16 protein-coding genes are annotated in these 22,306 nt (G+C 44.8%); 14 read left to right on the top strand and 2 right to left on the bottom strand.

Going from position 1 to position 22,306, the window contains the following annotated elements:
* Window positions 1–174: 174 nt before the first annotated feature.
* From AC3WRW_RS09255 to AC3WRW_RS09230, 6 genes are all read left to right on the top strand, one after another.
* The gene (locus AC3WRW_RS09255; protein ID WP_492546044.1) at window positions 175–576 is read left to right on the top strand and encodes a CidA/LrgA family protein; all 402 of its coding nucleotides are present in this window, start codon (window positions 175–177) and stop codon (window positions 574–576) included.
* Complete coding sequence (locus AC3WRW_RS09250; protein ID WP_492546043.1) at window positions 566–1,255, top strand: LrgB family protein; 690 nt, start codon at window positions 566–568, stop codon at window positions 1,253–1,255. The genes AC3WRW_RS09255 and AC3WRW_RS09250 overlap by 11 nt, the downstream gene beginning before the upstream one ends.
* A 147-nt stretch (window positions 1,256–1,402) precedes the next feature.
* Window positions 1,403–2,173 (top strand): GNAT family N-acetyltransferase, encoded by a 771-nt coding sequence (locus AC3WRW_RS09245; RefSeq protein WP_492546042.1) that lies wholly within the window; start codon window positions 1,403–1,405, stop codon window positions 2,171–2,173.
* 16 nt (window positions 2,174–2,189) lie between these two features.
* A complete protein-coding gene (locus tag AC3WRW_RS09240; RefSeq protein ID WP_492546041.1) occupies window positions 2,190–3,137 on the top strand; it encodes a lysophospholipid acyltransferase family protein in 948 nt (315 codons plus the stop codon).
* Between the two features lie 34 nt (window positions 3,138–3,171).
* On the top strand, window positions 3,172–4,167 hold the full coding sequence (locus AC3WRW_RS09235; RefSeq protein ID WP_492546040.1) for a metal-dependent hydrolase: 996 nt from the start codon (window positions 3,172–3,174) through the stop codon (window positions 4,165–4,167).
* Between the two features lie 217 nt (window positions 4,168–4,384).
* Complete coding sequence (locus AC3WRW_RS09230) at window positions 4,385–5,131, top strand: SDR family NAD(P)-dependent oxidoreductase (protein WP_492546039.1); 747 nt, start codon at window positions 4,385–4,387, stop codon at window positions 5,129–5,131.
* 80 nt (window positions 5,132–5,211) lie between these two features.
* Here AC3WRW_RS09230 and AC3WRW_RS09225 read toward each other — a convergent pair whose 3' ends face one another.
* The gene (locus AC3WRW_RS09225) at window positions 5,212–5,832 is read right to left on the bottom strand and encodes a TetR/AcrR family transcriptional regulator (protein ID WP_492546038.1); all 621 of its coding nucleotides are present in this window, start codon (window positions 5,830–5,832) and stop codon (window positions 5,212–5,214) included.
* 208 nt (window positions 5,833–6,040) lie between these two features.
* Here AC3WRW_RS09225 and AC3WRW_RS09220 point away from each other — a divergent pair, with 208 nt between their 5' ends.
* From AC3WRW_RS09220 to AC3WRW_RS09210, 3 genes are read left to right on the top strand one after another with little or no spacing between them, the layout of a single operon-like run.
* On the top strand, window positions 6,041–6,592 hold the full coding sequence (locus AC3WRW_RS09220) for a type IV pilus modification PilV family protein (protein ID WP_492546037.1): 552 nt from the start codon (window positions 6,041–6,043) through the stop codon (window positions 6,590–6,592).
* Window positions 6,576–7,127 carry a PulJ/GspJ family protein gene (locus AC3WRW_RS09215; protein ID WP_492546036.1) on the top strand — a complete coding sequence of 184 codons (552 nt, stop codon included), beginning with the start codon at window positions 6,576–6,578 and terminating at the stop codon, window positions 7,125–7,127. Before AC3WRW_RS09220 ends, AC3WRW_RS09215 begins: the two co-directional genes overlap by 17 nt.
* 11 nt (window positions 7,128–7,138) lie before the next feature.
* Window positions 7,139–9,007 (top strand): hypothetical protein, encoded by a 1,869-nt coding sequence (locus AC3WRW_RS09210; RefSeq protein WP_492546035.1) that lies wholly within the window; start codon window positions 7,139–7,141, stop codon window positions 9,005–9,007.
* Between the two features lie 37 nt (window positions 9,008–9,044).
* Here the strand turns inward: AC3WRW_RS09210 and AC3WRW_RS09205 are convergent, their stop codons facing one another.
* On the bottom strand, window positions 9,045–16,676 hold the full coding sequence (locus tag AC3WRW_RS09205) for an Ig-like domain-containing protein (protein ID WP_492546034.1): 7,632 nt from the start codon (window positions 16,674–16,676) through the stop codon (window positions 9,045–9,047).
* Window positions 16,677–17,039: 363 nt separating this feature from the next.
* On the opposite strand from AC3WRW_RS09205, the gene AC3WRW_RS09200 reads away from it, so the two are divergent.
* The 5 genes from AC3WRW_RS09200 to AC3WRW_RS09180 all read left to right on the top strand — a co-directional run bounded on the left by AC3WRW_RS09200 (window position 17,040) and on the right by AC3WRW_RS09180 (window position 22,302).
* Window positions 17,040–18,704, top strand: a complete 1,665-nt coding sequence (locus AC3WRW_RS09200; protein WP_492546033.1) for a GspE/PulE family protein — start codon at window positions 17,040–17,042, stop codon at window positions 18,702–18,704.
* A gap of 20 nt (window positions 18,705–18,724) precedes the next feature.
* Complete coding sequence (locus AC3WRW_RS09195; RefSeq protein ID WP_492546032.1) at window positions 18,725–19,777, top strand: type IV pilus twitching motility protein PilT; 1,053 nt, start codon at window positions 18,725–18,727, stop codon at window positions 19,775–19,777.
* Window positions 19,777–20,985 carry a type II secretion system F family protein gene (locus tag AC3WRW_RS09190; protein WP_492546031.1) on the top strand — a complete coding sequence of 403 codons (1,209 nt, stop codon included), beginning with the start codon at window positions 19,777–19,779 and terminating at the stop codon, window positions 20,983–20,985. The genes AC3WRW_RS09195 and AC3WRW_RS09190 overlap by 1 nt, the downstream gene beginning before the upstream one ends.
* Before the next feature lie 22 nt (window positions 20,986–21,007).
* Window positions 21,008–21,469, top strand: a complete 462-nt coding sequence (locus AC3WRW_RS09185; protein ID WP_492546030.1) for a type II secretion system protein — start codon at window positions 21,008–21,010, stop codon at window positions 21,467–21,469.
* 74 nt (window positions 21,470–21,543) lie between these two features.
* A complete protein-coding gene (locus AC3WRW_RS09180) occupies window positions 21,544–22,302 on the top strand; it encodes a prepilin peptidase (RefSeq protein WP_492546029.1) in 759 nt (252 codons plus the stop codon).
* The last annotated feature ends 4 nt before the right edge of the window (window positions 22,303–22,306 follow it).

The following is a 22,306-nucleotide window of genomic DNA, read 5'->3' as shown; positions in this document are numbered from 1 at the left end:
CCACAATGTCACAAATAATATTCAATTCCAGGCAGTCATTTTCGCCGATCTTTTTCATACACTATCCAAAAAGGCATCAAAATTGAGGTGAAGGTATGGGGATTACAGGGGCGGAAATACTGCTTTCTATCTTTATGTCCTCGATTTTTTATGTTATGTTAAGAGAAATAAGAAATGCTTATAAAGACTCCGGATGAGGCTGGTTTGAGCGGAAAAGGAGAAGTCATGCTAGGTTTTGCCATATTGCTAGGATTTAATTTCATAGGGTATGTGATCCAAATGGGCCTGCACCTGCCGTTACCCGGCAACGTGATCGGGCTCATCCTCTTTACTGCGGCTTTGTTCGCTAAGCTCGTCAAACTGGAATGGGTGGAAGACGCGGCAATGATGCTGACGAAGCATATGATGCTCTTTTTTATTCCTTATACGGTAGGAATTCTACTGTTTCTTCCTATTATAGGCGCGAATTTGGTAGCCATCTGCGGTGGAATTGTCGGTGCGACAGCCGTCGTTCTTATCGCAACAGGATGGATTTCCTCTAAGCTTGGCAAGGAAGGGGAAAAGTATGGCGGGTAGCATGCTGCAGCATCCTTTATTTGGCTTGTCGCTTAGTGTTCTGATTTATGCTTTGGCCAATGTTCTTTATCAGCGATGGCGGTTTATGCATCCGCTTTTCGTTTGCACAGGACTTATTATTCTAATTCTAGTCGGTTTTCGAATTCCATTTGATGACTTTAAACGGGGCGCGGATATGCTGACACTACTGCTCGGACCGGCAACTGTCGCTTTAGGTGTCCCGCTGTATAAATACAGAGCCTTGATCCGTTCCAATTTAAAGCGGGTTATGGTTAGCGTTTTGGCAGGTTCAATTACCGGCATCGTGTCAAGCGCAGCTATTGTGGGACTATTGGGCGGAAGCGAATCGATTATCCTCAGCATGCTGCCGAAGTCGGTTAGCTCACCGATCTCAATTGAAATTGCCACGCGCTTAGGTGCGATTCCTGAATTAACGGCTGTTCTAACGACGATGACGGGGCTGTTCGGCAGTATGTTTGGCACACAGCTTTTAAACTGGTTGAAGATTAAGGATGACATCTCGATCGGGATTGCTTTAGGTACGGCCGCTCACGGGATAGGTACGGCTAAGGTTGTCAAGGATTCGGAACAGCAGGGCGCTTTTGCAGGGTTATCCATGGCGCTTTGCAGCATTATGACATCCATTTTATTCATTCCCATTTATTTTTGGCTCCAATAAGCGAAAAAAGGCTTTCGTCCTACAGACGAGAGCCTTTTTATTTTATATATTCAAAATATTACAAAAGCTTAACAACACGAAAACGGCCCCATAATAAACCTCTGCTACCATGAAAGTGAGAGAATCCAGTGGAGAGGCGTGAGGAAGATGAATGGACCACTTCTGAATACAGCGCCGCAGCAGGCCAAACTTATGGTTAAGCTTGCAGGCAGCGCACGTGAAATTGAGCAGGCCATGCGACTCAGGTATCAGGTTTTCGCCCAAGAAGAAAAAAACATGCGAATGCTTAATGAGGAAGGTCTTGAAAAAGACGCCTATGATGCATACTGCGATCATCTCATTGTGACAGACCTGGACACCGATCAGGTCGTAGGTACTTACCGATTGCTTCCAGGAGATCGTGCCCTAAGCGGCATCGGCTTCTATTCGGAAACCGAGTTTAATCTAGCGGCGTATGCCGAGTATAAAAAACAAACGCTTGAATTAGGCCGCAGCTGCATTGCTCCGGAATACCGCGGCGGAAAAGCGATTCAGCTTCTTTGGGAAGGAATTGCCGGTTATATTACCGAGAGAAATTATACCCATCTAATTGGCTGCGCAAGCGTGCATATGAGCAATTTGGAGGATTTGAATTTAATTTATACGATGCTGCTTCAGAAACAGGTGATAACGGATCGTTACGGCATTGAACCGCTATCAACGCACCGCATACCGGGTCTGGCCCGATTAGAGGGCGAGTGTAATGAGAAAGAAGTGTTCCGCAAGCTTCCCCCGCTCATGAAGGGCTATCAATGGCTCGGCGCAGAAATAGGCGGAGATCCGGCATACGATGAGCTGTTCGAAACCGTTGACTTTTTTATTGTTTTGGAAAAAGAGCGGGTTACGCGGCGGTATAAACGCCATTTCTTAAACGTTTAGGCAGGGAGGATTTGCTTTGTATGAGTGGATCGCGCAACTAACATCAGATGATCAAAAATTAGCTCGTATTGAAAAAATACTTGGATTCGTTCCGCTATGGATGCTGCAGGCGGTTTGCTCACTCTTTTCCTATGTCGGTTATGCTGCTTTGCGTAATCGCTTTCTGATACGCGTGAATCAAAATATCGCAGATTTGCTTGGAGACATGCCGATACGTGCAACGAACGCGATTTCCAGACAATATGTAAAAAATATCGTGTTTACGCTTTTTGAAATTCTGTTCTTATCCAGTCGTTTGAAAAAACTGCAAGCACGTAAATTCCTTGTGCAGGGCGAGGAGCATCTTGAAGAGGCCCGGAAGCGCTCGAAGGAGAAGGGCTTCATCGTCTATTCGCCGCATGTTGGCAATTTTTTTTACTACTATTGGTATTTGACCCGGAAATACGATTGCATCACGGTAGCATCAGCGGGAAGCCCGGAGCTTAGACCGCTATATTTAAAGTTTGCCGCCATGGGTTGTAAAGGGCTGGATTATGACAGCGTACCTCCTCTGGAGCTGTACCGGACCTTAAAGAAGCATTTGCAGGGGGGAGGGGTCGTCTTTTTGCTCGGAGATTTCTGGCGCGCTTCGTTTCCTTTATCCCGGCTCTTCGGGAGGCTGACCCGTACGCCGGAGGGTGCGGCAATGCTGGCGCTTGAGCTTCGAATTCCGGTCGTGCCTTTTTATGGACATCGTGTAAAGGGATTTAACCACAGGCTCGTCTTTGGTTCGCCTGTCGATCTGCATGTTGAACATACCGGGCGTATGGCACGCGCCGAGGCGAATCTGCTGTTGAACGGATTTATGGAGAAGGTCATTCGCGAGCAGCCGGATTCTTGGTTCTATTGGTTCAATGTGCATGAACGGTGGGAGGAAAACCAGTTGGCAAATGTCGTTCAAACGACATCATCAGAAGCGGGATAACGCACACATAAGACAAAGGACTGGTGATTGATACATGGATACAGGAAGCCACTTATTGTTCGGCGTCACCTTGGCAGGACTCGCCTGTTTGGTACCCGCCGTATCGCAAGATCCGAACTTGACTCATGCCATACTTGCAGGGACGCTCATCGGTTCGCATGCCCCGGATTTCGATGCGGTGGCGAGAATGAAAGGATACTCGAACTATGTGCGTGTTCATCGTGGAATTACCCACTCCTTGCCGGCCCTATTCATCTGGCCGATTGTGCTCGGTTTGCCGCTTGCCGCCATTTTCGGTGTTTGGGAGCATTGGTTTAGTATGTATGTGTGGATCTTTCTGGCTGTCGTGTTTCATGTGTTTTTGGATTTATTTAACGTGTATGGCGTACAATGCCTTCGACCGTTTTCCTCGAAATGGCACCATCTCGACACACTTTGCCTCTACGAGCCTTTCTTGTTTGCCTTGCATACGATGGGCGTACTTATTTGGATATTCGTCTGGCACGGCAGCGGGGGGCTTTATATTGGAGAGATGTTCGCGCTGATTTATGCGGTGACCTTTTTCTACATTGCCATCCGAAGCGAACAACGCAAACGATATATCAAGCTGGTCAAAAAGGAATTGGAGCTGGAAGATGGCATTTGCCACCTCATTCCCAGCCTTAGTTGGTTTCGTTGGCAATTCGTCATCGAAAGCGATACACGATTTTTCTTGGGGGAAATTCGGGATGGCTCCGTCGTGACCCAAGTTGAATACAGTAAAATTGACTATACTCACGAACAGTCACATCCCATTGTGCAGGCTACGATGGCCACGGATGGCGTTCGCGCTTTCCTGCACTTCGCTCAGCGTATCCACGTGTGCTGGACCGAGAAAACGGACGGCTACGAAGTGCAGTGGCGCGACGTCCGGTTCTGGCATCAACGCAAGCTGCCGTTCGGCGTTAACGTCCAGCTGGATCGTGACATGAACGTGATCAGCGACACGCTGGGGTGGGATAAAAAGGCGTGGGACCCGCCGTATGTATAAGGTTTAAGAGCTTTGCTCCGGAGCGAGGCTTTTTTGATTTTGGAGCGCCTAACCCATCCAGTGGAGTCAATTTATTTTGATTGACTTAATTTACATCATGACAAAAACTTCACATATTAAATATTATGTTGTATAATGCAAGTAGGTTCCTGACTTACACATAATTGAAAGTGCACGGGTTTTATTTCAAATCTATTAAAGAAGGGTAGGATATCATATGGGACGTTTAAGTGGAAAAGTAGCGATAATTACAGGAGCAGCATTAGGCATGGGGGCTGCGGAAGCGAAGCTTTTTGCCCAAGAAGGCGCTAAAGTTGTAGGAACGGATATTAAGGATGATGTTCTGCAGGAAGTCATCCGTGAGATTAACGAAAGCGGCGGCGAAGCCATCGGTTTCAAACATAACGTCGCTTCGGAAGAAGAGTGGAAGCAGATTGTGCAAGAAACGGTTAACCGTTTCGGCAGAGTGGACATTCTCGTGAATAACGCGGGCATCTCATCGACGAAAACAATCGCCAATATCGAGATGAGCGAGTGGGATCGCGTGATGGATATCAATTTGTCCGGATGTGTGCTGGGGATGAAATATGTTATACCTGAAATGCAAAAAGCCGGTGCAGGCTCTGTTGTTAACATCTCTTCAATCGGCGGTATCGTTGGTATGGCGGGATCAAGCCCTTATACAGCAGCGAAAGGCGCACTTCGTGCTTTATCGAAAGCTGCCGCGGTGGAATATGCGAAGCAAAACATTCGCGTCAACTCCGTGCACCCCGGTATTATCGTAACACCAATGACGGAGCCTTCGATGAAAGACGCCATTCCATATTACCAAACGTTTACACAGCTTCCTTACTTCGGGAAACCTGAAGATGTGGCGTACGGTGTTCTTTTCCTGGCTTCCGACGAATCTCGCTTTATGACTGGTTCGGAGCTTGTTATTGATGGCGGATGGACTGCGTTGTAATTGCTAGGCACATTGTATGAATAAAGAAGCCGCTCATTTATGGAGACATAAGTGAGCGGCTTTTTGCCATAGGCATAGACTCATATTCGACTCTTTCGTTCGGGGATGTGCTTGTAAGGGCCTCGAATGGAGAGGTTCATTAGATGAGCAGCTATCTCTTCTTCCGAATAAGGCATGTTGTTCGCGACCCACCAAATAATGACCTCAAGAAAAGCTGACTCGACGTATTTGACGACGATTTCCCTCGTAGCTGTTAAGTTGCGGTCATCCGGTTCCGTGAAATCGACGCCTTTGGAGATGAACTCATGAATGACCTGCAGTAAGGCGGCGGCGAAATAAGGTACCCGATTTCTAACTAGCAGCGCATAGTAGAGGTTGAAATTTTCTGCAATTTGATGAAACAAACGAACGAAGCTAGGATGTGCTTTACCGCTAAGCATATCGAATTCTTCGGGGTCGTTCTCTCCGGAGATAAAAATATGCTCATGGAGATCTTCCAATATCTCATCCATAACCTGCTGGACGAAAGCCTGCTTATCGTCGAAATGCAAGTAGAACGTCGCTCGTTTGACCGTTGCGCGTTCCGAGATATCCTGCACGGTAATTTGTTCGAAATCCCGCTCCTCCATTAATTCAATCAACGCTTTCCTTAACAGTTGATGAGTGCGAACGACGCGGGGATCCTTTTTTTTATTCTTCATGCTTGGTGTCCTTTTCTTTAAAAGGTGTTGATATCATTATACCTTTTTAAGGAGACGAGGTACATGTTAACGTTTCTCAAGTACAAATTGAGCCCTGTTTGTCACTTTTTATGCAGGGATATCCCCGTATGGAGTCGAAAATATGGTACAATAGTCCTGCATTTGCAGCTGCGTTAATTATGAGAAGATGAATCATAGGAGTATAAAGATGAAAAGAAGAGAACCCCGCGAAGAGGGCTTTACGCTGATTGAGGTTTTGGCTGCGACAGTGATTTTGTCTGTGGCTTCCATGGCGATGATGGCGTTTTTCATTAACGCGATGTCCTATAACAAAGGGAATCAGAACAAAACGGTCATGGTGAATTTGGCGAGGAATGCTTTATTTTATATGGAGAAACAGAACTTTACAACGATTCATAATTATTTTATAAATCCGAATAATAACCCGGAAATTTCTCCGAAAAACTGCAGTACGCCCAATATTTGTGATTCCAAAGATCTGCAAAATTTATTTCTTAATCCCAATATGAAGCTCTGGGAAGTGTTAAATCCAAAGGTAAACGATATTGAATATCAAATATCTGTCTCCTATCAGGAAGATATAACAAAGGAATTGAAGAATGATCCTGTGAAAAAAGGGATGACGGATTATTTGCTGCCCATTCAAATCGAAGTCACCGTAAAAGATAGCAACGTGAATAACGGAAGGAATAAACCTGTCATTGTGGAGGGTTATATTGCAAATGAGACGATTCGTTAACAGCATCAAAGAGCAAAAGGGGTATTCGTTAATCGAGCTCATTGCCGCATTAAGCATTTTTTCTTTGATAGCCGGTTCCATCTATGGGGTGATTAACTTTGGTTTTAAGGCCTATGATCGGGTAAATGTCGAGAATTCCTTGCGTGACGAAGGTGATATCATTATGTCGGCGATCATGAGTGAGTTCTATACACAAGCCCCGGAAACCGTTGAAAATTTCAGCGCGAACAATGAAACCGAAAAAGGCATTCTGATGAAAAAAGTAGAAAAAACGGGAGAACAATCTGTCGAACGTACAATAGAACGTCACGTCGTTATTGATAGCTCGGATCATAAGGTCTACATATATAACGATCAGAAGACGGCAAGCAGTGCCATCGAATTGAAGTCCAGTGTTATGAGCGGTTCCTTGATTCATATTAACAGCTGCACGAACGGATGCACCAACGGGCTGATCAATGTCACGCTTGAATTGAGCCAAACTTCAAAAGGCAGAGATCACAAGCTCACGCTGCAAAGCAAGTTCGGGTTTTAAGGGGGAGTAACATGGTACGCGAGGAACGCGGTTCCGCGTTGTTGTTAGTTTTGTTCATGGTGCTTATCTTTTCGCTGCTAGGCATGGCGGTCTTAAGTGCAAGTATAGGCGGAGCAACTAGAACCGAGACGAAGCAAAAGGATGTTCAAAGTTTACATTTGGCGGAAAAGACATTGAATGAAGCAGCCGCTTATATTATGTCGGATTTTCAAAGCCAGGATGGTGTTAATATTGATGAAGTCCAACAGAGGTTAAACAAAATCACAGATAGGCTTAATGGAATTTCCACCAGCACTTTGCTGGATAGAGAGGTTGGTACGGCGAAAGGGAAAATACATCGAATTTATTTCGAAAAAAATGATAGAACAGACAGCTCGTTGAATTATAAAATTACGATTGAAGCCGAAGCTACTGTAAATAATGTTACGCGCCGACTAACCCAGAACTTGATCTTGGACACATTTCCTGATTCTTTGAAATATGCCATGGGTTCGGAAGGTACAGTGTTGATAAACGGTTCCCCTTACATTATCGGTGACATTTATGCGGGGGAAGCTTTAAAGGTTAAAAATGAAGCGGAATATTTGTACCTTGGGGTGCCCTTATATCAACCAACGAAATACCCTAAACTGGATGGGAGTGCTTACGTTCAAAAGAGTGCATCCGGCGATGGTTTGAATGCCTACTACTGCGAAAGCGTAAGTTCCCCCACCTCTCTAACGAATCCGCAATGTAATACGGTAGAAAGTGTAGGCAACCCTAATAGCGATTTTAAAAGCATAAGTGAGGAGGAGAGAGAAGGCGTAAAAACGATCAAAGATGTGCTAACAAGCACGGATACGGGAAATATTCATGTCAAAGACCAAAGCAAATTTGCCGGCATAGAAGTAGACGAAGCTTTCGTGGATAAAATGATCCAGGCAATCGGGAAAGACCCGGACACGCTGGCTGCCGCTGTACAAAGAACGGAAGTGAAGAATAAATTGGCATCCCATGAAAATCTGGCGGATTTTATGCTTCAAGAGGGAGTGGAAGTGCTGGAACCGCTGTCTGAAGTGGCTCCTGATCCTGCTGACACTGTGAAGCATGCTGATTATGAGGCAAGTAAGAGCAGTCTTGCCAACTTGTTTTCAAATCCGCTTGTAGATACGGTGATGTATAATGGCAATCTGACGATAGATGGAGGCGAAGTATTCAGTCAATTGAAATATGCGGATCAGATCAAGAATCCGGAAGGCGAAGTTAATCTAAATAAAAGCAGCTGGTTCATTGTAAATGGAGATTTAACGATTAATAATTTAAGCGCAGACGGTGTGAATATTAAAGCCAACATTTTAGTTACAGGCAATTTATCCATTCATAACACAGTGAAAATGGATGCGACGATTTATACGCTAGGCGCGACGGAAATTGTAGATGCCTCAATTCTAGGATTGGATGGAAAGGAGCTTGTGCTTATTTCCAAAGGTGCCATTGATATTTATCGCGTAAATTCATTCAGAGATATTAAGAAGCCTTTTGAGCCAGTTAATCCGTCTAAAAAGACTGATGACGATAATCCCCCAATCCTTAAAGCTTTTTTCTATACGGATAGCAATGCAACGATTTATGGCGTCGGTTCGGTCTTATGGGTGTATGGCGGTTTTTTTGCCAAAGGGAATTTGACGGTAAATGCAATCCGGGGAAATGCTTCAGGAAAGGTAGAAAAGATTCAAATGGATGATCAAACGCAAGTTACCTCCGAGAATCAATCACGTCTGATTATTGAATATAACAGTAAAATCTTTGAGAACCAGAAGGCCGGTCTGCCGCGGGTTTCGAAAGTAGGTTTGACCGTCGGGAAGAAGAAGCAAGTAACGGAGTTTAAATCGTCCGAATAAAATAACCCCCCAGATCACAGTGTCTGGGGGGTTATTTTTAATATCTGTCGTCAAACTCGATCACTTGCACATTGACTTCGCCTTTCACATTTTCATCGTCTTTATTTGTGACTGTGATGGTTGTCGAGCCTTGTTTAAGGCCTGTTACGACTCCGTCCGAGTTAACATCAGCGATATTCGCCTTACTGCTCTTCCACTGTAACTGAGCTTTTAAATCGTATATCCATTCTTTTTTCCATTTTTCAGGTGCAACTTTTTCAGGTGTAACTGTAAGATACTTGAATAAGTCAAACGACTTCTGAGCTTCCGTACCTTTTGTATACAAGGTGATTGTTGCCTTTGGCAGCTCCAGTTTCGTCAAATCCTGCTTCACTTCGGCAGATTTGGCTGCTGTTTTGGAAGGATAGCCTTGGCCGCCAGCAGTGTCGACTTGGATTTGAATGGTGCCTTTTTTGGTTCCTTTCAATGTGACCGTTCCCTTGCTATCACTGCCGATGAATTCAGCTTCACCTGTCCCCCCAGTGAGGGTCCATTTAAATTCTTTGTTTAAAGCTGTCGCAGGATTCAAAGCAGCTTTCAGCACAATAGATTCGCCTTTGTCCAGTGTGATTACAGCTGGGCTGCTTTCAACGTCATTCGTGAGTTTAACGATGGACAAAGATTCAACCGAAACGCTGAAATTTTGGGAGTACGTAATGTTTTTATCCGTAACGATGGTGACTGTTCCTGTTACTAACCCAACATTTTTGCCGTTAAACTTTCTGGCGTCTTCCGACGGCTTTGTAACATTCGCGAAAGTTTGATTGGGATTGTCCAAAGCCCAAGTGAACGTTTTCGCATGTTGATGAGATGATTTCAGAGATGCTGTAAGTGTTGTCGTTCCGTTAATGTTCACTACTTGGTCCCCGTCAATGGCAACTCTTGGTTGAGCAACTGTGACAGTAGCGGAAGCAATGATACTCTGATCAACTTTCGAGATGATCGTTACTTGTGATGTTCCTTCTGACTTGGCGTCATAGTTGCCTGAAACTTTGTCTACCGTAAGCACATTCGGATTCGTTGATTTCCATATTATATCGGAAGTCAAGTCTACCGGAGGATTAATTGAATGCGACAGGCTGCCGGTTTGGCCGACATCAACGGTTTGGTCATCTAATTGCAGGGAGATGACAGTTACTTGAAAGCTGGCATCATAGGAACCTTTCTGGTCAGTGTCCATATGCACAGTGCCGCTAATAGTACCGTATTGCTTGCCGGTCAGAACTCTCTGGGGACTTCCTTGTACACCGGCGAAATCAGCTTTCAGTTTGTCTTCATCTGAAACAAGCCAAGTCGTATACGAAGGCAATTCATGAGCAGAGTGTAACGTAACATTAAGCGTAATGGTTTGTCCGCCAATGTAGAGTTTGTTAGGTCCGTCGACTGTTATTGACGGTCTAATAACAGTAATCGTAGCTGTAGCGGATATATTTGTCCCATCCGTCGTTGTGGCCGTTATTGTTGCTTCACCTGGTGCAACCCCACGAATATTTCCGCTTTGATCGACAGTTACCACTTCCGGCTTGTTTGAAACCCAAGTAAGTTCTTTATTGCTTGCTTCTGTAGGTTTGATTGTTGGTGTTAATTGGTACTCTTCGTTAACACGTATTTCTGTGTTATCAATACTAACGCCCGTAACAGGTATAGACTTCAGCTCAATTGCAAAAGGCTCAGTGTACGTATTGTTCTTATCAGTTGTAATCGTGATAGAACCATGAAGCGTGCCTGCGGATTTACCTGTTGCTTTCAAGTTGTAATCGTCGGTTCGGCTTACAGTCACCTTGTCAGCTTCATCGAATTTCCAATCAACGCTAGTTTTAGATTCATTTACTGTTGTGAAAGCAGCGCTTAGATCAAACGGTTCTTTGATGTTGGCCGTCGCAGGCGCCGTTATTTGGATACTCGGCTTAATAACTTTCACAATTGCGGTTGAAGCGATATTCGTTCCATCGTTCGAACGGATCGTAATCATGGCTTCGCCTGGTGATCGTCCATCCAGCAGTCCATTTGGATCGACAGTTGCAATCGCTGGATTCCCCGAGGACCAAGTGAATGTTTTGTTGCTGACATCGAGTGGTTGGAAGCTAGGCGTTATCGTAACGTTCGGTTCGCCGACCCGAATTTCTTTGCCGCTGATGTTCAAAGAAGTAAGCAAGGAGATGACGGTCACTGAAAAGGTTTGCTCGTACGTGTTGCCTTTGTCCGTAACAACGGTCACGCTGCCGTTTATGCTTCCGGAGCGCAGCCCTGTCAGCACTCTTTTGTCGGCGCCGTCTGTAACGAATCTTGCTTTTAGCTTATCTTCGTCGGAGACATGCCACGTGTAAGAGCTAGCCGTCTCATTCACGGTCGATAACTTCGCCGTCAATGTGATAGGAGAGCCGCCGACAAACACAATGTCAGAACCTTCAATGGTAAAAGCAGGCTTGATGACGGTGACAACCGCTTTATTGGATATGTTAGTGCCATCCGTCGTTGTAGCCGTAATCGTTGCTTCACCTGGTGCAACCCCACGAATATTTCCGCTTTGATCGACAGTTACCACTTCCGGCTTGTTTGAAACCCAAGTAAGTTCTTTATTGCTTGCTTCTGTAGGTTTGATTGTTGGTGTTAATTGGTACTCTTCGTTAACACGTATTTTTGTGTTATCAATACTAACACTCGTAACAGGGATGGACTTCAATTCAATCGTAAAAGGCTCAGTATACGTATTGTTCTTATCAGTTGTAATCGTGATAGAACCATGAAGCGTGCCTGCGGATTTACCTGTTGCTTTCAAGTTGTAATCGTCGGTTCGGCTTACAGTCACCTTGTCAGCTTCATCGAATTTCCAATCAACGCTAGTTTTAGATTCATTTACTGTTGTGAAAGCAGCGCTTAGATCAAACGGTTCTTTGATGTTGGCCGTCGCAGGCGCCGTTATTTGGATACTCGGCTTAATAACTTTCACAATTGCGGTTGAAGCAATATTCGTTCCATCGTTTGAACGGATTGTAATCATGGCTTCGCCTGGTGATCGTCCATCCAGCAGTCCATTTGGATCGACAGTTGCAATCGCTGGATTCCCCGAGGACCAAGTGAATGTTTTGTTGCTGACATCGAGTGGTTGGAAGCTAGGCGTTATCGTAACGTTCGGTTCGCCGACCCGAATTTCTTTGCCGCTGATGTTCAAAGAAGTAAGCAAGGAGATGACGGTCACTGAAAAGGTTTGCTCGTACGTGTTGCCTTTGTCCGTAACAACGGTCACACTGCCGTTTATGCTTCCTGAGCGTAGCCCCGTCAGCACTCTCTTGTCGGCGCCGTCTGTAACGAATCTTGCTTTTAACTTGTCTTCGTCGGAGACATGCCACGTGTAGGTGCTAACTGTCTCATTCGCGGTTGTTAACTTCGCCGTCAATGTGATAGGAGAGCCGCCGACAAACACAATGTCAGAACCTTCAATGGTAAAAGCAGGCTTGATGACGGTGACAACCGCTGTATTGGATGATTTGTTAGTACCATCCGTCGTTGTAGCCGTTATCGTTGTTTGACCTGCTGCAACCCCACGGATACTGCCGCTTGAATCAACCGTTGCGATTTCAGGACGATTAGAAGACCAAGTTAGAGTTTTGTTGCTCGCGTTTGCAGGCAATACGGTTGTTGTCAGCGCTGTAGTTTCATTCACTCGAATCGTTGCATTCTCGATGTTTACGGAAGCAACAGGAACAGTCGTGACGGAAACGCTGAATGTTTTCGTATACGTATTGCCTTTATCCGTCGAGATGGTAACCGAGCCATTCACGGTTCCTGCTTTAACACCTGTTAACACGCGTTTGTAATCGCCATCTGTAGCAAAACTGGCTTTATCCTGATCCGGCGAGCTCCAAGAAACGGAAGAAACATTCTCATTGATCGTGGTGAAAAGAGCTTCTAATGTAATTTTCTCTCCGATATTTACCGAGACAGGACCGCTAACCGAGAGAGAAGGTTTCACGGCGGTAACGGTCGCATTCGCCGATAGATTGGAGCCGTCTGTAGAATTAATTGTAATCTTAGCTGTTCCTGCAGATACCCCTGTGATATTTCCGTTGCTGTCAACGGTAACAACCTCAGGGCGATCCGAACTCCAGGTGAAAGTAGGATAATCCGCATCAGACGGTGCATAAGCGGCATTTAACTTAACGCTTTCTCCGACTCGAATACTGGAGTTGTTCAAATTTATGGATGTTATAGGCGTATATACTTTTACATCGTAATCTTTGGTATAAGTTTTCCCTTTATCCGTCACCACAGTTGCCGTTACGGTTACTGTGCCTTTTTGAACACCTCTTAAAACGCCTGTAAATTGATCATTAACGGTAAAATTCGCTTTACTCGGATTGGATGAGCTCCAGCTTACTGATGTTACATTCTCATTCACGGTTACAAGGGCAGCCATTAAATTAATCGTTGAGCCAACAGCTACTTGAGTGGGACCGGTGATGTTTAATCCAGGCTGGATGACGGAAACTACGGATGTTGCTTGCAGTCCGCTGCCATCTTTTGCCGTTGCGGTAATTGTAGCCGTTCCCGCATTGACGCCTTGGATCTGGCCGCTCGCGTCTACGCTAACGATGGATGAGGCACTAGTCGACCAAGTGAAATCCTCATTTTTTTGATACGTAGCATCGATAGGCAGTACTTTAGGAATGAGCTTGGACGTATCACCTTTGGCAATGGTGAGGTTATCCAATGAGAATGATGTTATTTTCTTAAACGCTGTTACCACTTTATTAGAGAAAAGAACACTTTGGTCGCTAGATGCGAAATCTTTATATTTCAGGTTGGCATTCGATAAGGAGTAGTCTCCAGCTTTCGTTGGCTTGACCACGATGGTAAATGTGGAGCTATTCGCTACAAATTGATTGCCCTCTTGACGATAAGGAATATTCGCGATATTGCCTTCAAGCGTAAATCCGCTTGTCAAAGATCCCGTTTTCGTAAAATCCGGTGGGAACGTGACAAGATCCATATTAGCTGGGAACGTTTCTTTAAATTGCAAACCGGTAATGGTCAAATCACTTATATTTGTTGCCGCGCTGTACGCTTTGGCCGTTGGATTAATGGCATAGCTTACAGTTACAGGATTATTAACTTCGACTTTCTCTGCTGATATTGTACGGTCTGGCGTTAATCCGGTAGACGTAATGACTTTAACTGCCACTTCTTTGGTTTCTAAAGCGCCTGCGGCGTCTTTGGTGGATACGGAGATTGTTAAATCCCCGCCGCTTTCAGCGAGCGGATTGGCAAACGTCTTGGTAATCGTTTCACCTTTGTTCGTTTCCGTATCTCCCATAACTTTTACAGTTTGATTTGTTCCTGATTTGTCTTTGTATTTAAACGTGATAGAGGAGGTTACTTTCTTATCATTTAAATCCAAATCATCGGGTTTGAAGCTGACCGAAATCGCACTGTTTGCCGAGATGTAGTTCTTGGCAGTTTCATTGAAAGGTACTGGAGATATAATATCCAACGTTGGCTTATGATTTGAGCCGATGAAAGCTCTATACATGGTGTTGACGAACAGTTTCTGTTCCCAATCGGGGAAGGAGCTGTTTTTGGTTGTGTTTACGAAATTATGCCCCGTTCCTGAATAGGTGACATTGCCTTTAGAATATGTGTAGTAATGATTCCAGCTGTCTTCGACGTCGCGAACACTGCCATTGATGTTGTACCAAGGTATAACTTTAGGATCGTTCAGATCCAGCCTAAAATATTGATCATGCGTTGTCGCTACTGCAGTCGGGAGCTCGCTAATAAAGAAAGGGAATTCGGTTAGCAAACCCTCATTTATTTTGACAGTGGACGTCGACGTATTAGGGGCATTGAGTCCCATATTCGTCATAGGCCCGATTTGGCCGGTGTCCGTTTGGAAATAATTGATCCACGTTGTATTGCCCTGATAAACGGTATCATGGGTGAACATGACGCCTTGACCAGTCGCGATGAATGATTTTACAGCAGCTGCAGCTGTTGAGGAAATGTTAGCCGTCTGGTTATAAGAATCGTTAAAACCAAAGATTAACATATCATACTTGCTGTTTAACGTTTTGTACTCTGTCGAGTTAAAGGTATTGAAATCAATGACGGAAATATTGATATCGTAATCGTCAGAATGCAAATAATTTTGTTTCAGGTTGGATTCCAAAAGCAGGGAGCTCGTCTTGTTAACCGACTGCGAATCTGGAATTACTTGCAGCACCTTAATGGTTGGCGGCTGGTCTTGATAACGGAAAACGCCGGCTGCCGAATCCTTCAGCTTTCCGGTGCTGGTCTGATCAACAAGCTCGAGACGCCAGTAGTAAAGCCCGGAGTACCCTTTGGGAAGCGTAAAGCTTAAAGTATTGTTGGTAAGCGAGGTTACCGGGATGGTTTGAACCAAGTTCGAAGCATCGAATTTCAAAACACTGTCAATACCCAAATACAAATTAGCAACTAAGTTGCGCTGTCCGATATTTCTAACATTAGAAACATTAAATGTATAAGTTAAAGTGTCGCCTGCTTTATACTTGCTGTCACGATTTGCCGTTAATGTATAATCAGCGGGTTTGCTCGTCAGATTTAGCTGAGGCCGAACATTGGCATTCACAAGCAAGTTAGTTTTATTGATAAAAGTGGTTGCATTATTAATATCCGTTTCACTTACAAAGATCACGTTGCTTTTGGGCGTCGTATTATAAGGATTAAATAAGTTGTATAAATTTCCGCTAGACTTCGTCCAGGTACTGCCGTTTAAGTATCCTTGATACAAAGCGCCGCGTTTAGTCGTAGAATCGCTATAAACGATTACGGGAAGACCTTTATTTATGTACTTATCTGTAATTTCGGCCGCTTTAAGCGTTGTAATATCGTTTTCGAGATATCTTGTGTTGTGGTTTGCTCCGGTCTCGGAGGTTGGATTAAATAAACTTTTGCCGAAGTAAATCGCATCATATTTCCCATCCAGTTCATCGCGGAGTGCAACGAATTTCTTAATGCTCATTGTTTCCAAGGTGTACCCGGAGTTCGTTCCTAACTTTGATGCCAAATCAGATATGACGGCAGATGCGTCTCCGCTGGCGGGCTTGTCCAAATCTTTGATCTCCAGTATTTTCAAAGGCTTGGTGAGGTCGAAGTAGGAAAGCTGAAACTTGATAGGCATGCTTTGCTCTGCATTAATTGGATTATTAGTATCGCTTGATACACTCATATAGTAATTTTTGAGACTTCCAACTGGTTTGAACGATACTGTTGCGTCTGCATTGGTGATCATTTTGAACTTCTGATCATCGTTAATCGTTTGCGACGTAGCTTTCAACGTATCTTTTCGGCCGGAGCCAACCGTTACATATTTGCCGTTAGCTCTGGATTTCAGTGCATAGACACTATCACCTTGCTCCACCAGATCAAACAAATCGGTTACCCATGGATTCGTCTTATTGGCGTAAAGTGAATTGTCGCTTGTATCTGTAGTTATGTACTTGCTGTTATCTACAGATTTTAAAGCCACAGTTACGGAATCGCCTGTCGCAGCTAACGCTGTTTGGCTGGCTAAATCTGCGAAACCGAACCATGATATAGCCATGGATGCGATCAGTATGAGGCTGATCTTTTTTTGTATGGCTGAAAACATAAGTTCCTCTCCTCCCGTTGATTAAAACAAACACTGTGCATATGAGACTATTTTACTACTTTTCAGCCTTGAAAATATACAGTTTGTGTACATGATATCGAAAATTTTTTAGGAAAGTTTGAGGAAGTTGACGAAAAATACACATTTGATAATATTTTTATTTAAAGGAATTTCCTTGATGCGACGCGAATTATATCTTAGAAACAGCTTTTCGCTAGCAAACTTTTCCATTCGACAGAACGAGCTGAGAAAGTTATTCTAAAATATATCCTAATGTTGTATAATGACATTTGCACTCGTTTTTAAAATGGGTATTTAGTCCTATTTATTTTGGTTGAAATTGGTATTGGAGTTGAATGGAAGATGGCTCTGGTTAGGAAACGATTGGGTGATTTACTTGTAGAGAGCGGGATCATCTCAGAAGCTCAGCTTCAAGAGGCACTTAAAGAACAGAGTAAAACCAAACAGAAGCTTGGGGACTTGCTTATTACGCAAGGCTATATTACAGAGCAGCAATTAATCGAGGTTCTGGAATTTCAACTCGGCATCCCTCACGTCAGCTTGTTTAAATATCAGATTGATCCGGAAATAACGAAAATCATCCCGGAAAGCATGGCAAGACGCTACCAGGCGATCCCCCTTCATAAAGACGGCGGAAAACTCATGGTGGCTATGGCCGATCCGCTGGACTACTTTGCAATTGAAGAAATGAGAATGAGTACCGGCTATCGTATAGAGCCAGCCATTACGAGCCGGGACGAATTGCAGCGTGCGATCGCTCGTCATTATGGACTTCAGGATTCCATGAGTCAAATGATGACGGACATGCCTACGACCGAAGATATTAAGGAAACCGAAATTACCGATGAGGATTCGCCGATCGTAAGGCTGGTCAATCAAATGATTCAGCAAGCGGTTCAGTTGAAAGTTTCCGATATTCACGTAGACCCGGGAGAGACGAACCTCGTCATTCGTTATCGGGTTGACGGGCATTTGAGGACCGAGCGGGTAATTCCAAAGCAAATGCAAGGCTTCATTACAGCCCGGCTGAAAATTATGGCGAAGCTGAATATCGCCGAGCGCAGATTGCCGCAAGACGGAAGAATCAAAATGCAAGTGGATTACAAGCATGTAGATATCCGCGTTTCTTCGCTTCCAACTATTCATGGGGAGAAAATCGTTCTGCGTCTCTTAGATTTATCAACGGGCGTAAAGCCGATTGAGCAGTTAGGCTTCGGGGAACGCAACATGGGCGTTTTCCGTGAAATGATTGAGCAGCCCTATGGCATTTTGCTCATTACAGGTCCTACGGGAAGCGGGAAAACTACGACGCTGTACTCTGCTCTCAATCATTTGAACCGGGAAAATGCCAACATTATTACGATTGAAGATCCCGTCGAGTACCAATTGGAAGGCATTAATCAGGTGCATGTGAATCCGACAATCGGGCTTACCTTCGCCGCCGGACTTCGCTCTATTTTACGCCAGGACCCGAATATCGTGATGGTTGGGGAGATCAGGGATTCAGAGACGGCGGAAATCGCGATACGTGCTTCACTAACGGGACATCTTGTACTATCTACCTTGCATACCAACGATTCTGTAAGTACAATTACAAGGTTTCGGGATATGGGCGTTGAACCTTACTTGATCGCCTCGTCGTTGATTGGCGTTGTCGCGCAGCGGCTAGTTCGTAGAATTTGCCATGAGTGCAAAGTGGAGTACACGCCAACGGAGCAAGAACGGATCTTCATGAATAGCAAAGGGATACAGGCAGACAAGCTTCACAAAGGAGAAGGCTGCGGCAACTGCAATCGAACCGGGTATCGCGGAAGACTGGCGATCCACGAGATTCTCGTCGTGAACGATGCCATGCGTCAGCTGATCAGCAACAAGGCATCGGTTCAAGAGATGCGGGAAGCGGCGCTTGAGTATGGGCTTATTCAGCTCATGGACGACGGCGTTCAGAAGGTAAAACAAGGGATTACTTCGCTGCAAGAGGTTATTCGAGAAACGGTAGCTTATTAATGAGAAAGGAGGTGGGGGAAATGTCAATCGCGTTAGATCGAATCGTAAGTCTATTAAGAACTGCACATGAGTCGAAGGCCTCAGACTTACATCTTTCCGTCGGTTCGCCGCCCATACTTCGCGTTCACGGTACATTGCAGCCCGTCGGAAATGATCCGCTGCAAGCTGACGACACCCGATCGATGGCAGAAGCCTTATTAAATGCAGAGCAAATCGAGCGATTTCAGGGAGCAGGAGAGCTGGATTTCTCATACGAGCTTGAAGGATGTTCTCGTTACCGGATTAATGCTTATCGCCAAAGGGGACGTGTTAGCGTTGCTATCCGTACGATTCCAACCAAGATTCCATCTCTCGAACAGCTGCAGCTGCCTAATGTGATAAGCTCGTTAGCGTTGAAACCGCAAGGGCTTGTCCTGGTGACAGGACCAACGGGAAGCGGGAAATCATCGACGCTGGCAGCAATGATCGATTACATTAATCGAACAGAGAAGAAGCATATCGTAACGTTGGAAGACCCGATCGAGTTCCTGCATACTCACTCATCGTCTATTATTGACCAAAGGGAAGTAGGCAGTGATACGAAGTCCTTCTCGAATGGCCTAAGAGCAGCGCTGCGTCAAGATCCTGATGTGATTCTCGTCGGTGAGATGCGTGATCTGGAGACCATTTCCGCAGCGGTTACAGCTGCCGAGACCGGTCACTTGGTCTTTGCAACCTTACATACGACAGATGCGCCTCAGACGATAGATCGCATTATCGATGCGTTCCCTGCGCATCAACAAGGACAAATTCGCGTGCAGCTGGCGGCCGTTCTGGTCGCTGTCGTTTCACAGCGATTGTTTCCGAAGCCTGGCGGCCTAGGCCGGACCTGTGCGACGGAAATCATGATTAATACGCCGGCGGTCGGCAACCTGATTCGTTCGGAGAAAATTCATCAGATCAAAAGCGTCATGCAGACTGGACGAAGCTTAGGAATGCACACGCTGGACATGTCGATTAAGGAACAAATGCAGCAGGGACTTATTGATCCAATCGCAGCAAGAGCTTATCTTGCTGAGGGCGGTGTAATGTAATGTCAGAGTTTCTGTATGAGGTAAGAGGCAGCAGCGGCAAACAGATCAAAGGAAAAATCTCTGCAACGGATAAGTCTACTGCGGTGGAAGAGCTTCGAAAGAAAGGCTATGTCGTTCTCTCTGTGAAGGAAGAACATTTCAAAGCGCTCAAAACGGAGATCTATATCGGGAATCCGGTCAAAACGATTCATTTTATCGTCTATTGCCGGCAGTTTGCGACTTTGATCCGGGCAGGCGTCAACATCGTGGAAGCAACGTCGATCCTTGCCGCACAGACCGAGAGCAAACCGCTTCGCAAAGCGCTTTTGCAGGTAGCTTCGAGCATTTCGAAAGGGGTGTCCTTCTCAAAGTCGATTTCGGAGCATAAAAAGATTTTTCCTCCGATGTTTGTGAACATGGTTCGCGCCGGGGAAGAGACTGGGGACTTGGAAGGGACGCTGGAGCGTCTTGCAAAGTTTTTTGAGAAGGAGCATGTGACTCGGGAGAAGATTAAGTCGGCGATGACTTATCCGGCAACGGTAGGCGGATTGTCTATTGTAGCTGTCATTTATCTTCTAAAGTCTGTGGTGCCTCAGTTTGTTACTACGTTTGAGTCTCTGCATGCGGAACTGCCTTTGATTACTAGAGTTGTATTAAAGTTAAGCAATAGTATTCAACATCAGTGGTTTTATTGGTTGGTTGTATTGCTTGGTGTCATTGTTGTTTATCAAGTGGCAAAAAGGTTTGAAGCGGGAGCATATGGGATTGACTATATGAAACTGAGAATACCTATCTTTGGTAAGCTAAAGCAAAAAGGTTCTATTGCCTTAATGACTCGCACCTTATCTTCATTGTATTCAAGCGCAGTACCCGTATTGCAGTCTCTAGCCATTGTAGAAGAAGTTGTAGATAACAAAGTGATTGGCGGATTTATTAGAAAATCGGCTGACTCGTTACGGCAAGGAAATCCACTCTCTGAACCGCTTAAGCAGGCATGGGTGTTTCCTCCGCTAGTTACTCAAATGATTTCCATTGGCGAAGAGACCGGTGCGCTCGATCAAATGCTTGAAAAGGTTGCAGATTTCTATGAGATGGATGTAGAGAACACCGTAGATCGTTTGAAGTCATTATTAGAGCCTTTATTGTTGGTTGTTTTGGCAGGAGTTGTAGGATCAATTGTTGCTGCTATAATGTTACCGATGTTTAGTATGTATTCAAACTTAGGTTAATCATAATTTAGGAGGAAAAGAGATGTTAGTAAAAACAATGAATCGCCTTAGAAAAGAAGAAAAAGGGTTTACTCTAATTGAATTACTAGCTGTTATTGTAATTTTGGCTGTAATTGCTGCAATAGCTGTGCCTTACATTTTAGGAGTAATATCGAAATCAAAAAATGATGCGGATGCAGCGTTTTTCCATCAAGTTTATGAAGCATCTAGGCTCTACATCACAACGGAAAAAGGAGGAACGCCTCCAGATACGGTAAAAGTTCTAACTGACTTAGTTGGAAATAAGTTTTTAGAGCCTGGTTTAGTGTTGCCAAGTACTAAAGATCCAATTCTTGCAGGAAAGCTTGAGTATACTTCAGGTGTTTTATCAAATATTGTGATAACTACAAAAATTGGTAGTTATACGATTTCTCCAGTAACTAATGTAATTTCAGGAAAAGGTGCATTATCGACTGCAACAACTGACTATCCAACTGAAAATTGATTTAAGTGAAAATCAATCAAAGGAATCGGTCCATTCCGATTCCTTTTTAAAATCAAAGAAAGCGACCCAAACCCATGACACTCCTCATCGCAATTTACGTTTTCATCGTTGGTCTCGTACTCGGTTCGTTCTTCAACGTAGTCGCACTGCGCGTGCCGGCGAGGCAGTCGGTGGTCAAACCGCCCTCAGCGTGCCCGAAATGCGGGAAGCAGCTGAAATCTAGGGATCTGATCCCGGTGATCAGCTATCTTTTAGCCAGAGGTAAGTGCAGGTATTGTCAAACGAAAGTATCCGTTATTTATCCCCTAGGGGAACTCGCAACAGGGTTGTTATTCTTATGGGTTTATATGCATTTCGGCATCACGGGGGAAGCGTTAGTTGCCCTAACACTTGTTAGTCTTTTAGTCATTATCACTATATCGGATTTAACTTCTATGCTTATTCCTAATAAAATTTTAATCGTTTTCTTTCCTGTTTTAATAGGTCTACGATTCGTTTTTCCTGGAGATCAAGCCTGGTGGAGTTATGTGCTGGGTGCTGTAATAGGTTGCGGAATCATTGTGTTAATCGCAGTTCTTTCACGCGGCGGTATGGGAATGGGGGATGCCAAGCTCCTTTTAGTCTGCGGCGCAGTATTAGGCTTATCTCATATTATGGTCGCATTTCTTTTAGCATGTCTGATAGGCAGTCTGATCGGCGGGTTGCTGCTGCTGTTAAAAATCACGAAAAGAAAACAACCGATACCATTCGGCCCCTCATTGGCGGCGGGCATTCTCATTTCATACGGTTATGGTACGGATATGATAAAGGCTTACCTTACATTACTCGGATAGCAGG

Source organism: Paenibacillus sp. FW126-R14, from assembly GCF_058789495.1.
This window is presented reverse-complemented; position numbering and strand designations above follow the sequence as displayed.

Excerpts from the sequence above, each read along its gene's own strand:
- AC3WRW_RS09255 (WP_492546044.1), top strand. The coding sequence starts at position 175 with ATGCTTATAAAGACTCCGGATGAGGCTGGTTTGAGCGGAAAAGGAGAA.
- AC3WRW_RS09245 (WP_492546042.1), top strand. The coding sequence starts at position 1,403 with ATGAATGGACCACTTCTGAATACAGCGCCGCAGCAGGCCAAACTTATG.
- AC3WRW_RS09235 (WP_492546040.1), top strand. The coding sequence starts at position 3,172 with ATGGATACAGGAAGCCACTTATTGTTCGGCGTCACCTTGGCAGGACTC.
- AC3WRW_RS09205 (WP_492546034.1), bottom strand. The coding sequence starts at position 16,676 with ATGTTTTCAGCCATACAAAAAAAGATCAGCCTCATACTGATCGCATCC.
- AC3WRW_RS09200 (WP_492546033.1), top strand. The coding sequence starts at position 17,040 with ATGGCTCTGGTTAGGAAACGATTGGGTGATTTACTTGTAGAGAGCGGG.
- AC3WRW_RS09190 (WP_492546031.1), top strand. The coding sequence starts at position 19,777 with ATGTCAGAGTTTCTGTATGAGGTAAGAGGCAGCAGCGGCAAACAGATC.
- AC3WRW_RS09225 (WP_492546038.1), bottom strand. The coding sequence starts at position 5,832 with ATGAAGAATAAAAAAAAGGATCCCCGCGTCGTTCGCACTCATCAACTG.
- AC3WRW_RS09195 (WP_492546032.1), top strand. The coding sequence starts at position 18,725 with ATGTCAATCGCGTTAGATCGAATCGTAAGTCTATTAAGAACTGCACAT.
- AC3WRW_RS09230 (WP_492546039.1), top strand. The coding sequence starts at position 4,385 with ATGGGACGTTTAAGTGGAAAAGTAGCGATAATTACAGGAGCAGCATTA.
- AC3WRW_RS09220 (WP_492546037.1), top strand. The coding sequence starts at position 6,041 with ATGAAAAGAAGAGAACCCCGCGAAGAGGGCTTTACGCTGATTGAGGTT.
- AC3WRW_RS09185 (WP_492546030.1), top strand. The coding sequence starts at position 21,008 with ATGTTAGTAAAAACAATGAATCGCCTTAGAAAAGAAGAAAAAGGGTTT.
- AC3WRW_RS09210 (WP_492546035.1), top strand. The coding sequence starts at position 7,139 with ATGGTACGCGAGGAACGCGGTTCCGCGTTGTTGTTAGTTTTGTTCATG.
- AC3WRW_RS09180 (WP_492546029.1), top strand. The coding sequence starts at position 21,544 with ATGACACTCCTCATCGCAATTTACGTTTTCATCGTTGGTCTCGTACTC.
- AC3WRW_RS09215 (WP_492546036.1), top strand. The coding sequence starts at position 6,576 with ATGAGACGATTCGTTAACAGCATCAAAGAGCAAAAGGGGTATTCGTTA.
- AC3WRW_RS09250 (WP_492546043.1), top strand. The coding sequence starts at position 566 with ATGGCGGGTAGCATGCTGCAGCATCCTTTATTTGGCTTGTCGCTTAGT.